Source organism: Zhongshania aliphaticivorans (assembly GCF_902705855.1).
Classification (GTDB): domain Bacteria; phylum Pseudomonadota; class Gammaproteobacteria; order Pseudomonadales; family Spongiibacteraceae; genus Spongiibacter; species Spongiibacter aliphaticivorans_B.
The window spans coordinates 473,042-486,301 of sequence record NZ_CACSIJ010000011.1; the positions used below are offsets into that span (position 1 = coordinate 473,042).

9 protein-coding genes are annotated in these 13,260 nt (G+C 48.7%); 7 read left to right on the forward strand and 2 right to left on the reverse strand.

Going from position 1 to position 13,260, the window contains the following annotated elements; translation table 11 throughout:
• The first annotated feature begins 117 nt into the window (after window positions 1-117).
• The 6 genes from nhaA to GVJ32_RS06665 all read left to right on the forward strand — a co-directional run bounded on the left by nhaA (window position 118) and on the right by GVJ32_RS06665 (window position 8,572).
• Window positions 118-1,302: a Na+/H+ antiporter NhaA gene (nhaA, locus tag GVJ32_RS06640; RefSeq protein WP_159239245.1), complete on the forward strand. Its 1,185-nt coding sequence runs from the start codon at window positions 118-120 to the stop codon at window positions 1,300-1,302.
• A gap of 11 nt (window positions 1,303-1,313) precedes the next feature.
• Window positions 1,314-2,219, forward strand: coding sequence for a DUF1295 domain-containing protein (locus GVJ32_RS06645; protein WP_159239246.1), 906 nt, complete (start codon window positions 1,314-1,316; stop codon window positions 2,217-2,219).
• A gap of 49 nt (window positions 2,220-2,268) precedes the next feature.
• On the forward strand, window positions 2,269-3,828 hold the full coding sequence (locus tag GVJ32_RS06650; RefSeq protein WP_159239247.1) for a cation:proton antiporter family protein: 1,560 nt from the start codon (window positions 2,269-2,271) through the stop codon (window positions 3,826-3,828).
• 174 nt (window positions 3,829-4,002) lie between these two features.
• Window positions 4,003-6,054, forward strand: a complete 2,052-nt coding sequence (locus GVJ32_RS06655) for a hypothetical protein (protein ID WP_159239248.1) — start codon at window positions 4,003-4,005, stop codon at window positions 6,052-6,054.
• 207 nt (window positions 6,055-6,261) lie between these two features.
• A complete protein-coding gene (locus GVJ32_RS06660; RefSeq protein ID WP_159239249.1) occupies window positions 6,262-7,575 on the forward strand; it encodes a DUF2157 domain-containing protein in 1,314 nt (437 codons plus the stop codon).
• Entirely contained in the window at window positions 7,568-8,572 is a 1,005-nt protein-coding gene (locus GVJ32_RS06665) for a GDYXXLXY domain-containing protein (RefSeq protein WP_159239250.1), read from the forward strand. Before GVJ32_RS06660 ends, GVJ32_RS06665 begins: the two co-directional genes overlap by 8 nt.
• On the opposite strand, the gene GVJ32_RS06670 is transcribed toward GVJ32_RS06665, so the two are convergent.
• Together GVJ32_RS06670 and GVJ32_RS06675 are read right to left on the reverse strand one after the other, a co-directional pair.
• The gene (locus tag GVJ32_RS06670; RefSeq protein WP_159239251.1) at window positions 8,569-8,973 is read right to left on the reverse strand and encodes a GFA family protein; all 405 of its coding nucleotides are present in this window, start codon (window positions 8,971-8,973) and stop codon (window positions 8,569-8,571) included. The two genes, GVJ32_RS06665 and GVJ32_RS06670, sit on opposite strands and share 4 nt — an antisense overlap.
• Window positions 8,974-9,171: 198 nt before the next feature.
• Entirely contained in the window at window positions 9,172-10,395 is a 1,224-nt protein-coding gene (locus GVJ32_RS06675) for an acyl-CoA desaturase (RefSeq protein ID WP_159239252.1), read from the reverse strand.
• Between the two features lie 329 nt (window positions 10,396-10,724).
• Between GVJ32_RS06675 and GVJ32_RS06680 the strand changes: the two genes are divergently transcribed.
• Window positions 10,725-13,238, forward strand: coding sequence for a TonB-dependent receptor (locus GVJ32_RS06680; RefSeq protein WP_159239253.1), 2,514 nt, complete (start codon window positions 10,725-10,727; stop codon window positions 13,236-13,238).
• Window positions 13,239-13,260: the final 22 nt, after the last annotated feature.

Below are 13,260 nucleotides of genomic sequence, written 5' to 3' on the forward strand. Positions count from 1 at the left end.
GACTGTCTAGGCGGTATGATCTTTGAAAAGCCGTAATAACAAGGCGGGTGATGCTGCTGGCGTTTACAGACTGCAAAGCCCAAATAATGAGTGGCGTGGCAATTCACACAGGTTTTTATGACGCAATCAGACGATTCATTTATCAGTCATTTTTTAAAGCAAGAGTCCGCTGGCGGAATTTTATTGGTTATGGCGAGTGCCATTGCTATGGTGCTGGCAAATAGCCCTCTCGTCAGTGTTTATAATTTATTGATAGACACCCCCGTAGTGGTGCAGGTTGGCGCACTAGCACTTGCGAAACCCTTGTTGATGTGGGTTAACGATGGCTTTATGGCGGTGTTTTTCCTGTTGGTTGGCCTTGAACTCAAGCGCGAGTTTTTAGAGGGTGAGCTCTCTGACCTGCGTAAAATTATTCTGCCAGGTTTGGGCGCTATTGGTGGTATGGTCGTACCGGCGTTGATTTATGTTCTTTTAAATCCGAGTGACCCAGTGGCAATGCAGGGCTGGGCAATTCCCACCGCAACAGATATCGCCTTTGCTCTTGGTGTTTTGAGTTTGTTGGGTTCTCGGGTGCCGCTAAGTCTAAAGGTATTTTTAACCTCACTGGCAATTTTTGACGATATTGGCGCGATTTTGATCATCGCGTTCTTTTATACCAGCAAAATTTCGCTGACCGCCTTGCTGATAGCCGCCGCTTGTATTGCGGTGTTGTGGTGTTTGAATCGTCGTGGCATCGATGAAAAAAGCCCCTATATGATTGTAGGCTTGGTGATGTGGATCGCACTGGTCAAGTCCGGTGTGCACGCTACCTTGGCGGGGGTTGTTCTTGCACTGTTTATTCCTATGCAGGCAAAAGATCCCTCGCAAAGTTCGCCGGCTAAATCGTTAGAGCATGATTTGCACAGTGCGGTGGCCTTCTTTATTTTACCAATTTTTGCTTTCTGCAATTCGGGTATCAGTTTTAGCGGGGTTGGTATAGAGAATATTATGCACGGTGTCCCGCTGGGTATTACGCTGGGATTGTTTGTGGGTAAACAACTCGGTGTGTTTGTGTTTTGTTGGTTAGGCATAAAGTTAAATCTCACCCGTTTACCTGATGATATGTCGTGGGCGTCCTTGTATGGCACGGCTTTATTGTGCGGTATTGGTTTTACCATGAGTTTGTTTGTAGGGTCTTTGGCCTTTGAAGAAACAGGTGTGAGTAGAATGTTTGACGAGCGCCTAGGTATTATTTTGGGCTCTTTATTGTCGGGTGGTTTGGGCTATGCTGTGTTGCGTTTTAGCTTGCCGGCCAAGGAATAAATTAAATTTTAATGAGTGAAAAGCCGTCAAGTAGCGCAGCAGTATCGCAAATTAAGTCAGCGTTAATTAGCATAGTAACACTACTTGTTATGCTGGCAATAACTGCGACAATCGCTGCGTTGTCTTCCCTAGGTATGTCGATGCAATTCGGGCTCACCGTGTCGATGTGGGCGCTGATTATTGCGTTAGGGTGTCAGTGGCTTGGTTTTGTTCATGCCTATTTTTATCAAACTGAACGGTATTACGATTTAGTCGGTGCCATTGCTAATATTGCCGTCGTTGTTTTCGTTCTGAGTTTTGCAGAGCATCGAGATCTTCGTGCATTACTGTTAGCCACGCTAATTACTTTATGGGCGGTGCGACTTGGTGGCTTTTTGTTTGTACGTATTTTAAAGGACGGTGGTGATGGTCGCTTCGATGATATTAAAACGAATTTCTTTCGTTTTTTATTAACATGGACATTGCAGGGTGTCTGGGTATTTTTTATTCAGCTTTGTGCCATCTTGGCGATTAGTGCTCAAAGCACTCAGCCCTTAGATGTGTTTGCTATTGTTGGCGGTATTATTTGGCTGCTCGGTATGGCCATTGAAACCGCAGCGGATTGGCAAAAGCGCAGGTTTAGATCGCAGCTCCAAAATAAGGGCCAATTTATTAGCACAGGTTTGTGGGCAAGATCGCGCCATCCGAATTATTTCGGCGAGATTGTGCTTTGGATCGGTATTGCAATAGTGGCATTGCCGGCCTTAAGTGGCTGGATGTATTTCGGTTTGCTGTCGCCTTGTTTTGTTGTTTTTCTATTAACGCGTGTTAGTGGTATTCCTCTGCTAGAGGCTCGGGCAGACAAGCGGTGGGATGGCGATGCTGATTATCTGCATTATAAAAATACCACGCCGGTGTTGATTCTTAAGCTGCGTTGATCATTTGCCGAATTTATATTGGAATAAATATTAGGACGGATTAGTCGTTATGATTGAACCCATTTTAGTGGGGCTCGCCTTTGTTGCGGGATTGGCTTTTCGGCGTGCGGGTATGCCGCCGTTGCTGGGGTATTTGTCGGCGGGATTTTTAGCGGGCGGTTTACAGATTGGCGATGCTGAAATTATCCACACTCTGTCTGAAGTCGGTATTATCCTTCTGTTATTTACCATCGGACTAAAATTGAATATCAGGGAATTGTTGGCGCCACAAATTTGGGCAACGGCGTCTTTACACACCGCTATTGTGGTGCCGTTAACGGCGGGCATGTTGTTGTGCCTAGTGTGGTTAATGCCCAGTGTAGAGGCGATAGATACCTCCGTGGCTTGGATGCTGGCCTTTGCACTGTCATTTTCTAGTACGGTATTTGCGGTCAAAATTTTCGATGAGCGCGGTGAGGGCGCTGCCCTGCACGCAAAAATTGCGATCGGTATTTTGGTGGTGCAGGATATTTTTGCCGTTACATACTTGGTGTTTTCCGCCGAGGAGGCACCGTCGCCTTGGGCTTTTGCTTTATTAGGCCTGCCCCTGCTTAGGCCGCTATTAGTTTTTCTGCTAAAACAGGCAGGGCACGGAGAACTATTGGTTTTATTTGGTATTGCAGTGGCCCTTGGTAGTGCTGAACTATTTGAAATGGTGCATTTGGAAGGAGGCTTGGGCGCACTGTTATTTGGTGTGCTGTTGTCGAACATTTCTAAGAGCGTTGAGCTGTATAAAGGCCTTATTAATTTTAAAGATATTTTTCTAACCGCGTTTTTTCTCAGTATTGGCTACGCCGGCTTACCCAGCGGCGAAATGCTCTTGGTAGCTCTTGCCATCGGCGGTCTAATTTTATTGAGGCCCTTAATTTATTTTGCCCTTTTGGTGATGTTCCGCCTGCGGGCTCGAACCTCGCTGTTAGTCGGTTTGTCACTATTTAATTACAGCGAATTCGGGCTAATAGTGGCGGCGATGGCGGTTAAAGGTGGACAGCTTCCTGCGGAGTGGCTAACGACATTAGCGGTGGCAATGGCCTTGTCCCTGTTTATTGCGGTGCCATTTAATACCCATGTGCATTCTTTATATGCGCGTTTGGCCACACGTTTGCAAAAAATGGAGCGCAGTGAATTGCTGCTGCAAGAGCGCCCAGTGGACTTAGGTGATGCCGAGATTCTTATTTTTGGTATGGGTCGTATCGGCAGCGGCGCCTACGATTATTTGAGTCAGCATTACCCCAATAAAATTATTGGTGTAGAGGAAAGTGCAGATAAAGCCTTAAAACTGAGATTGGCCGGCAGGCTGTGTGTACCTGGGGATGCCAGCGACCGGGATTTTTTAGAGCGCGCAGACTTACATAGACGTAAAACGGTGCTGGTTAGCTTAACCAACCATGCTGAGAATGTGGATGTTGTTAAACTGCTTCAACAGCTTAATTACCAAGGACGGATCGCCGTGGTATCGCGATTCCCTGATCAACATGAAGAGCTGACCCGCATGGGCTGTATTACCTTTAATCTTTACGCAGAAGCCGGTCATGGTTTTGCAGAGCGGGTAATGGAAGAGTTGGTCTAAGTAAATTTCCCTATTGTTAAATCCAAAAAGCGAGCCTTTTCGTACGCTGAGTGGATAGCACTGTCTATATAAATGAGTTAGTGCAGTAGCTAGTCAAAGTCAGTTAAGCGGTTCTGCCGTTTAGCTTTTCAGTGCATAGGATTTGTTGCTGCCTCACTTAAAGGTACTTAGCGTATGGAAATTTTAGATAATAATTCACAAAGCCGTTTTGGCTATACTTCGTTTCATCGCACGGCTCTGGCTGGAGCTGTACTGATAGCTGCTATGGGCCTAGCCGCTTGTGACGGAGACGATGGACGAGATGGTGCTTCAGGTGCAGCGGGGGCTCCCGGCACTAATGGTAGTAATGGTTTAGACGGTCAAAACGGCACCCCAGCTTTTGCGCCGGCGACGATTTTAGTGGCCAGCAATGGTGGGGGTGATACCAATGTAAGGGTACGAAATGAGTCATTGGGGTTATTAAATACCTATAGTAGTGGTGCTAATGAAGGCTTGCTGGTCGATCAGGCGGGGCATTTGGTGCAGGCACAAGATGCGGTGATGCCGGCTAGTATTGTGACTGCGTGTAACGCGGTCAGTAGAAATAGTGGTGATGCAAGTCGAGCGCTTAGTGGCGCCAGCACTGGTTTAGTAAATCCCAAGGGCATTGCTAAAATAGATAGCGCGGGTTTGGTGGTTGTGGCTAATGTTGGTGGCAATAACCTGTTGATATTTGGCGCGGCAGCAGTTGGTGATCAAGCTCCTTTGGCGACGGTTAGTTTAGGCGCAAACGCTTGGGATATTGTTTATGACGATACTAAAGACCGTTTGTTTGTCGCCCAAACGAATGGTTCTGTTGCGGTGTTTGACGATTTTTCAACCGATCTTGGCGCGATGACGCCGCGGATATTCACTTCATCAACTGCTGGTGCCACCACCAATCTTCACGGTATAGACTATGACCCAGCAGGTGATCGCTTAGTTGTTAGCGATGTCGGTTCGGCTACCGATGCGACTGATGGTCGTCTGTATGTATTTGCCAATGCGAGTACTGCCACCGGTAGTGTCACCCCGAGTGTGACTATTTTTGGTTCTAATACTCGTTTGGGTAATCCTGTTGATCTTGAGTTGGATGGCAGCGACGTTCGTATTGCCGAAAAATCTAATGACGCGATTTTGGTTTATCGGAATATTTTTGAAAGTGCAGGCGGAGATTTACCCGCTGATGTGGCCTTTGCAACAACTAAGCCGGAATCTATCGCGGTTCTGCTAAATTCTGAACCTGTTTCGGGTGCAACAGATATTACAGACTCAACGACGGCTTATAGCTTACTTACCACCAGTAATCCCGGTGCTGGCCCAGCAGGTCTGCTTTTTAAGACCTCTCGTAACGTAGGTACTCCGGTGCAAACCTTTAATGCCGCCAGCGCAGCTACTGGTTTAACAGGTATTGAAAATGTAGTGTTAGACCGCAATGGCGATGCTTACATTGCTTATAACGCCGGCGCAACCCCGGGAATTGCTGTAGTAAGTGCCTTGAATGGTCGTAGTGGGGGTGGTTTTGACGTGTCCCGTGATCGCACCATCTCTGGCGCCAACACCACATTGGTGACTCCTAAGGGCGTTGAAATTGCTGACGACCTCGGTCTAATTTTAGTGTCTGACACCGGTGTAAGTGGAGTGGTTATTTTTAGCAGCTGCGCGGCAGGTGATGTGGCGCCGTTGGCAACGCTGCCGGGTACCGGTACGCCGTGGGATAGTGACTATGACCCACTAAACGATACTCTGTATGTGGCTCAAACCAACGGCAGTGTCGACGCTTATGATAACTTCTCCGTTGATCTTGGTAGCAATGGCGTATCAAGGACGATTACGCTCATCCCAGCTGCGACCAATTTACACGCTGTTCGCTACGACCAGCGTTCAGACACGCTTATTTTGAGCGATGTGGGTTTGGCTGCTGATGCCGCCGATGGAGCGCTATTGGCACTGGAGTTTGCCTCCACGGCCAGCGGAGCTACTGCAGTAATTAAACGCGTTGCCGGACCGCTGACTGGTCTTGGCAATCCTGTTGATATCGCGTTTGATGGCGCTGATTTGTATGTGGCAGAAAAAGCCAATGCTGGTGGCGCGATTCAAGTCTGGCGTAACTTTCTGACAGACACCAGCCTCACTGGCAGTGTTGCCCCTAGTAGCTCCGTGGCGACGGTGAACCCAGAGTCGATAGTATTGATGCGTAAGTTCTAGTATCAATTTAATAGTAGTATAAAGCTCAAGTCCGCAGTCTTTTTGACTGCGGACTTTTTTTATTTTGTAGCATTTGCTTACTAAAACAGCGTTAAGATAAATATTCTGATCTGAGGGGTTGCCCCTTTCGATGTTTCAGGCAAATGTCCATAATATCGGCGAGAAGCTGGGACGCTTGTCCGGCAAGCTGAATTCTGCGGGAGCACTATGGAAAACAATAACCCTTGGTTACGTGCAGAGATTGCGCAATGGCTGCGGGAGGGCATTATCACCGATCAACAGGCGCAAACTCTGTATGCCCGCTACCCTGCGTTTGTGGCGTATCGGCCAAAAGGTGATGGTGCGTGGGGGAAGGTAATTTTTGCCCTGCTAGGTGTTGGCGTTTTTGGTCTGGGGATTATTCTGCTGTTCGCCTATAACTGGGAGGGAATGCACCGCTACATGAAATTAGCGGCAATTGGGCTTGGTATTCTTGGTGCTCACGGCGCGGCTTTGTTGATGGCCAAGAATGAGAAATCCAACCCGCGAATGATAGAAAGTTTCCACCTGCTTGGCACCATGTTATTCGGTACTGGGATTTGGTTGATTGCACAAATTTATCATTTTGATGCGCATTACCCTGATGGTTTTTTTCTGTGGTGTTTTGCCGCACTGAGTTTGGCCTGGGCCTTACCATCGATTGCTCATGCAGTATTGGCGACTATTTTATTGCTGTTGTGGAGCGGTTTGGAAACCTTTGAGTTTGGTCGTCATTTGCCGCTTGCGACGTGGATTTTATTATTAGGCTTGTTGCCGCTGGCATGGATGCAGCGCGCCTCATCTCTATTGGCTGTCTTGTTGCTAGCGTTGCCGCTGTCGTATGCATTCACGGTAGTCGGTCTTGGTGATAGATATTTGTTTGCACTTGGCCTGCTGTTATTAGGGAGCTACTTCGCGCTTGCGCGTATTGTTTCTGCGAGTGCTTACCCAGAAAGTAGTGGCGTATTTTCACTGTGCGGTAGCCTGCTATGGCTGCCCTTGATTTACGTGGGTACGTTTACGGGACTTCCTTCCCTGTCTGGTATGTCTGAATTGCCGGGATTTGGGCTTTTATACATTCTGCTGCCCTTATTACTGGTTTTGGTCACATGGCTTGTTGCACTTGTGCGTAAAGGCACGCGTCCAACGAGCTTGGTGCAGTGGCTAGAAAGTGGCTTGGTGTTGTTTGTGCTATTGCTTGCGGTGCTGCCTAGCTTGTCGGGAGGCGATCTCAGTGGCTGGAGTCGGGTGGTCTTTAACCTCGCATTTTTAGCATACGCCTTATTGTATGTGTACCGCGGCACTGAGCATTTAAGGTCAAAATTATTGTCGCTTGGCTGTGTGATGCTCGTGTTATTGGCGGTGGCGCGCTTTACAGATTTATTCGAAAGTTTACTGGCGAGGTCAGCTATTTTCCTACTACTGGGTTTGTTGCTGTTTGTGATTGGTGTGCGGTATTCCAAGCAAAATACCCGTCGTAAATTGGAGAAGCCCCGTGCGTAAACTATTTATTGTACTGTTGGTGCTGGGCCAATTTGTGATTTTGGCGTTTATGGCTGGCGAGCGTGAGTGGATTAGGCACAACGGCGAGCGAGTGTATTTACGCACTGCGCCGATTGATCCTCGGGACCCATTTCGAGGCGATTTTGTACGTTTAAGTTATTCCTTAAACAGCGTTGATGTTAGTCGTTTTCGCTCATCTACGTCGGCGAATTCACTAAAGCGCGATGATAAGGTTTATGCCGTATTGGCGCCAAGCGCGACGGACGTGTATCAGCTAGATTACCTCACGGATCGCAAACCTAGCTCGGGCGTGTTTTTACTGGGCCGAGTGAATCGTGATGTCAGTGGTGGTCAAATACAGCTGCGCTACGGTATCGAACAGTATTTTGTTCAGCAGGGGCGCGGTGTAGAGATAGAAGATAAGCGCGGCGCCGGCAATGCCTTGCAAATCCCGATGGAAGTCGAGCTTGCCGTAGGTGGTCGTGGCCAAGCTGTATTGGTGGATTACCGTTGGAGCCGCATTGGTATTCGTTTAGAGCAGAATACCGAGCTAGCAACAGAGGAGCGCGGTGAGGGTGCGCCGCCACGCAGCCCTTTGTTAATTGTGACGCTTAAAAATGTCTCGGATGCGCCTTTGCAGATCGTTGACAACGAATTACATTGCGGCTTTTCTTTACAGGCAGAGGGCGATACTGGGCGTCGTTATGCGATGACCGACACGCGTTGCAGTACCTATGCATTGCAAGCTAGCGATGTGTTTACCTTGGCGCCAAACGAGGAGTATCGTGTGGAGTTAGATACGGCTTTGCCCCGCTGGTATGTATTGCCAGACGGTGCGGCGGGGTCAGCCTCTCTCGCAGCGGCGGCGCCCAATGAACGCTTCCGTATGATATATCGGCCGCCTCTGGTAACGTCGGATACGGATGGTGCCGCAGCTATGTTGTGGCAGGGTGAGTTGGCATCGCCGGCCTTTAATGTGCGAGGGCGAATCGATTAATTTTGTGGCGGCGGGCCTTCGTTAAATGCCTTAACTCCCGTTGGCAGAACTTCCCATTTGGCCTTGGAGCCAATATAGAGGTGATAGCCAATTTCAATATCAGGGTCGCCGTTGATACAGCCCAAAGTCACCCCATGCGGTGCGCCCTTGTGAGTGCCACACAGGGTTGATCCGCATTTACTGCAAAACTGAAAACCAAAATCTGGCATTGATTGATAGCTGCTTAGTAAATCTGCACCTTCTAGCCATGTAAATTCCGCAGCCTCGACCAGCGCGTATGCAGAGGCCGCAGAGCTAAACACTTTGCGACAACGGGAGCAGTGGCAGGATCTGGCGTCTTTTAATTTACCGTCAATTTGATATTTGATACTTCCACAAAAACATTCGCCGGTGATGGCCATAATGATTTTCCGTTTTGGCTTTTATCGGGGTTAAGCACCGCTACACGGTTTTAGACTATACGATATATTCAAGTGCAGCCCCAGTGTGGTGCTGAGGGTGTATCGATGTAGTCGCTGGGATTTAGCAAAGGGAGAACATTCGGCTTCACTCTGACGGCAGTAACCGGCAGGGTGAAGCTGTTTTGAGAGGGTAGAAAATTACGCCATTTCCATTGTTAGCATTTGCAGGCGTTTGCGTTGCATTTTTAGCGCGTATTCCAGTTCCTTTAAACGAGTGCGTAAGGTGGCGTGCTCCCACGCTTCGTGCAGGTTCTGTTGTAAGGTTTCTTTTTTGCCAGCCAAGTTTAGCTGCAGCGCGTCTTTTTGCGTGGCGAGGTGTTCACGCTTGGCTTCCATCCAGCGTTGGCTGACGGCGTTCCAGTCATTCAGATGATCACAAAACTGCTGGTATTCCTGTTCTAAAAAGGCGGTGAACTGATTTGTGTCACTGCCCTTGCGATTACGTAAAGCCTGCTCTGCCTTTTTGAATTGCATCGTCATGACGGCACGTTGAATTTTGAAGTCGGGAATTTTGCGGAGGTCCCAGGTTAAGCCCATCCACGAAGCAGATTTGATCAGCCATTTGGTGGGGTCGTAGTGCCACCAACGAATACCGTTGCGGTAATCATTCTGAAAAATATGGTGGTAGTTGTGGTAGCCCTCGCCGTAGGTTAGCAGAGCCAAAAAGTCGTTGTCGCGGGCGGTGTTTTCGTCGGTATAAGGACGGCGCCCCCAATAATGAGCTAAAGAATTAATGAAGAAGGTGGTGTGGTGACTAACAACTAAGCGCAGCACACCAGCAAGTAGAATATTTTCTAGCATATGGCCGGTGATAAAACCGAGGGCAACCGCGGGTGCAATATTCATAAACAACACCAAGGGTAGATAGTAGCGGTGCTGCCACATAACAATTTTGTCGCGCTGTAAATCTTTGGCGTTAGAAAAGTCTTCGGCGCTGGCGGGGTAGTCGCGCAGCATCCAGCCAATATGGGAGTACCATAGGCCTTTCTTAGCTGAATAGGGGTCGTGTTCGACGTGGTCTACATGGCGATGGTGGCGACGATGGCCAGACGCCCAAATAAGAATGCTGTTTTGGGTTGCCGCGGCACCGAATAAGGCAAAGAGAACCTTTAATAGCGGATGAGCTTTGTAGCTATTGTGAGCCCACAGACGGTGATAGCCAGCGGTGATGGACATGCCGTTAGCGCCGAGAACGAGGACAAAACCGAGCCAGCCGCTCCAAGTAAAGCCATGGCTAATGCCGTACCAAGGGACACCGATCAGTGCGATCAGTAAGGTGCTGGAGAACAAAATAGTTTGCATCCATAGAAGTTGTGGCTTGGCATCGGCAGCGATGTTTCCAGGCTGTGTCTGCTCGGGCATGGGATCTGGCCTCGGGTGGCTAATAATTACAGTAGTGCACATTTTATAGAAAGCGTTCTAGTAAGAACAGTTACCACTTTATGACAATGTGCCGTTCTGTTGTTGGTGGATGTTTAGTCATGCTGACTTTGAGCCTATAGCAGAATGCGGTCACTTGATATGCGCAATTTCCCTAAGGCGGAAGGTACGTAAACGAGGTTTCTGTTTAGGTCCCATGTGGTATGGTTATCCCGCCCTAATAAGGCAGATTTACTATTGCTCAGGCGGCAAAAATTGCGAAGTGCGCGCGCCGTTAAACAATTAGAACAATGACTCTGAAACGGAATACGATGACGTTTACACAAGCGATGGTTAATCCCGAGGCGCGACGACTGCCAAGCGCATACAAGCTCGTTCTATTTAGATCTTTGCTGGCAGCGTTGATGGCGGGCGCTGCAGTAAATACCAATATCGCAAGCGCTGCCGAGCAGAGCCGTTTAGAGGAGGTGTTGGTAAGCGCGCGCAAGAAAACCGAGTCGCTGCAAGACACGCCTATTTCACTAACGGTATTTAATGAGGAACGCTTGACCGTTGAGGGTATTAGCGGTCTAAAAGACATTGCCAGTAAAGTGCCGGGGCTTACCATTGAGCCGTTTCCGATTAATGGCGGAAGTTTACGGATTTACATTCGCGGCATCGGAATTGGTGATATTCAGGTGACGCAAGACACACCTGTGGCGCTGTATTTAGATGGCGTGTATATCGCTAGGTCTAGCGGTACATCAATGGATGTTGCTGAGCTGGCGCGGATAGAAATTTTACGTGGTCCTCAGGGCACTCTTTACGGTCGCAATACGACGGGCGGTGCGATTAACTTGATCACGCGTCGCCCGAATCCCGATGCGGTGGAGTTTAGTCAGGTTTTGTCGGTGGGGAATCGCGCGTTGTTGCGCTCAAAAACCAGTGTGAATTTGCCCATCGCGGATAGCTTGGCACTGAAGTTTGCCTATTTAAGCGAAAGCCGCGATGGCTTTGTGGAAAACGTAGGCCCGGGTGGTGATTTTGGCGATCGCGATATTCAGGGCGTGCGTTTTGATTTAGGTTGGGATATTAGCGACCAGATACGTTTGGATTACAGCTATGATCGCTCAGAGTTAGAGTTTTACAATTATATGTTTCAAGCGGTGACGCCCCCCGACCCAGACGGTAATAAGGGGCAGTCGAACGCGGTAAAAAACAGTGCGCAGGCCCGCAGCCGTTTTGCTTCAAATATGTTGAGCTCAATGGCGACTAGCTCGCCCTTAGAGGCATCGAATAGCGATGTTGAAGGTCACGCTATTATCTTTAATGCCGCCACTGAGCTTGGTGATTTTAAATACATTGGCGCTTATCGCGAATTAAAAGATGCGGCTTACACGGACTTGGGTGGCGGTCTTGGTGCCGCGGATTATCGGCTCGATACCAATCGTTATGACGGCCCAGCAGCGGAGTTTGCCAATGGCGGGCCAACGCCTTTGGTGCGGCCTGAAATTCGGCAGCATCAAAGTTCCCACGAGCTACAATTTAGCAGTGCCTTTGAAGACCTTGGTATTGAGTACATTGTTGGTGCTTATTATTTTGAAGAGTCTGCAGTCGAGGACAATAGCCCATTTCATTTGCAGCTAACGGCACCGGTTGATGGCTTCGAAGATGCGCATATTGTGAATTTGCTTAGCCAGAAATATCTAATAGAAAATCAAGCTTTGGCGGCGTTTGGGCAGGTGACTTGGACGCCGGATATTCTCGATAAAACCTTACATATTACCCTCGGTGCTCGGCATTCTCGGGACCATCGCTACGCCTTAAAAAATCAGCGTGATGAGGTGTTCATTGAATACTCTCCAGTGAGTGGTTTGCCCTTGGTTCTACCGTTGGCGGAGGTAGTGCAAAACCCTATTTTGGGGCCCATTCTCAGCCCAGTTTTGGCGCAGGTGGGCCTGCCTGGGGATCGCCGTTTTGACAATGTTACTGGTGAACGCCGTTTTAAAGACGATTCATTTAGCGCGCTCGTGGAATATGAAATCTCAGATACGATTAATGTCTACGGCAAGGCGATTGAGGCGTATAAAAGCGGTGGCTTTAATACCCGTGACCCCCAATTGGACGGCAGCCAGGGCGCTGCGTCTGATGGTATCGATTACGGCGTTGGTTTTGCCGATGGCTTTGGTGAGGAAAAGGCACTTTCCGCCGAGTTGGGTATAAAAAGCGAATGGTTGAATGGTCGTTTGCGGGTGAATGCCGACGTCTATCGCACCGAATTTGACGATATGCAGATGAACTTTTTGCTCAATGGCACCGTCGCAGATACTAAGGTATTGAATGCGGGCAAGGCCAGCATGATGGGTTTTGAGTTTGATGCCACGGCCTTACTAGGCGAAGGCCTGATTGTCACGCTGGAATACGCCTACTTAGATGCTGAGATTACTGAGGTCATCGATAGCTTTGGCAGCAACGTCACCCAGCGTTATGCGTTTTCTGCTGCGCCGGTGAATAGTTTTACCGCTTCAGCAGATTGGATGGTATGGCGTGGCGAAAATGCGGTATTAAATTTTAACGTCAACACCAGCTATATGGACATTCGCTTGGGCGGTGGCGATGTTCAAAACGCCTATACTATATTACGCGACTATCAGCTGTGGAATGCGCGTTTGAGCTTGGATGGCATTGCGATTGCCAAGGGTTCACTGAATGTGGCCTTGTGGGGTAAAAATCTATTGGACGAAGAATATGAAACTTACGCCATCGATAATTTGCCCCATGCTGATCGCGCAGTGTTATGGGGTGATCCTCTGAGCTATGGACTTGACCTTACTTACCGGTATTAACCCTGTCACTCTCCTTGAGTGA

What these genes read in the sequence shown, in the direction of transcription:
- nhaA (WP_159239245.1), top strand. Translation starts at nt 118, where the DNA reads ATGACGCAATCAGACGATTCATTTATCAGTCATTTTTTAAAGCAAGAG.
- GVJ32_RS06655 (WP_159239248.1), top strand. Translation starts at nt 4,003, where the DNA reads ATGGAAATTTTAGATAATAATTCACAAAGCCGTTTTGGCTATACTTCG.
- GVJ32_RS06645 (WP_159239246.1), top strand. Translation starts at nt 1,314, where the DNA reads ATGAGTGAAAAGCCGTCAAGTAGCGCAGCAGTATCGCAAATTAAGTCA.
- GVJ32_RS06670 (WP_159239251.1), bottom strand. Translation starts at nt 8,973, where the DNA reads ATGGCCATCACCGGCGAATGTTTTTGTGGAAGTATCAAATATCAAATT.
- GVJ32_RS06650 (WP_159239247.1), top strand. Translation starts at nt 2,269, where the DNA reads ATGATTGAACCCATTTTAGTGGGGCTCGCCTTTGTTGCGGGATTGGCT.
- GVJ32_RS06675 (WP_159239252.1), bottom strand. Translation starts at nt 10,395, where the DNA reads ATGCCCGAGCAGACACAGCCTGGAAACATCGCTGCCGATGCCAAGCCA.
- GVJ32_RS06660 (WP_159239249.1), top strand. Translation starts at nt 6,262, where the DNA reads ATGGAAAACAATAACCCTTGGTTACGTGCAGAGATTGCGCAATGGCTG.
- GVJ32_RS06680 (WP_159239253.1), top strand. Translation starts at nt 10,725, where the DNA reads ATGACGTTTACACAAGCGATGGTTAATCCCGAGGCGCGACGACTGCCA.